Raw genomic sequence first — 777 nt, forward strand, 5'->3', positions numbered from 1 at the left:
CGCCACGTGAACAGCTGGTTGGCGTTCAGCCCGTGGCGGCGGGCGACGAGCGAGACGGACTGGCCGGGCAGATAGGTCTCCTCGACGAGGCGCACCTTCTCCTGGGTGGTCCAGTGCCGCCGACGCTGGACGGCGGTGATCACCTCGACGCGCTCGGCGCGGGGCGGGTCGTTGGAACTCACCATACGGTCGGTCATAGGCACACACTTCCACAAGCGTGAGCCCCTGTCCGATCATTTAGGGGCTACTTCAGGTCGGCCCCCGCGCGGATCAGCCCGCGGGCGAGTTCGGCGGCGTTGCGGCAGCCGGCCTGCCAGCGCGCCTCGAGATGATCGCGGTAGGGGTTGACAGGGGTCGAGGATCGTCGGCACGGTGCGGCGTCGCCGCCAGGATGTGGGTGCGTCCTGGCGCAGCCTGTCAGCGGGCGTTGAATACTGTTTCTTCCGCACTTTGTGTGGCGAAGTGTGCCGGCCGGCGTGACGTGCCTCATCTCCGGAAATCGGCTTTCCGGAGGACGCCATGCCCCGCCGTATCCTGCCCCTCGTGCCCGATGGCCTGACCGTTGTCGGCGTCGAGCCAGCGACCGACCCGCTCATCGTGCGCGTCGTACTCCGTCCGGGCCCGACGTGCTGTCCCACTTGTCGATCGTCCGCGGGCCGCAAGCACGGTCACTGCGAGCGCACCCTCGCCGATTTGCCCTGGCAGGGCCGGTCCGTCCGCCTGCGCCTCCGGCTGCGACGCTTCCGCTGTGCGAACCCAGCCTGCCCGCGGCGGACC

Annotated in this window: 2 protein-coding genes; one reads left to right on the forward strand and one right to left on the reverse strand. The window is 69.6% G+C overall.

Annotated elements, in window-relative coordinates; genetic code table 11:
* Positions 1-185 (reverse strand): transposase (locus ACTJK8_RS32325; protein WP_440763209.1); only part of this gene is annotated, 185 nt, incomplete at its 3' end.
* A 334-nt stretch (positions 186-519) separates the two neighbouring features.
* On the opposite strand from ACTJK8_RS32325, the gene ACTJK8_RS32330 reads away from it, so the two are divergent.
* On the forward strand, positions 520-777 hold a 258-nt coding region (locus ACTJK8_RS32330; protein ID WP_440763208.1), incomplete at its 3' end, for a transposase family protein.

This window comes from Methylobacterium sp. 22177 (assembly GCF_052045615.1).
GTDB lineage: Bacteria > Pseudomonadota > Alphaproteobacteria > Rhizobiales > Beijerinckiaceae > Methylobacterium > Methylobacterium radiotolerans.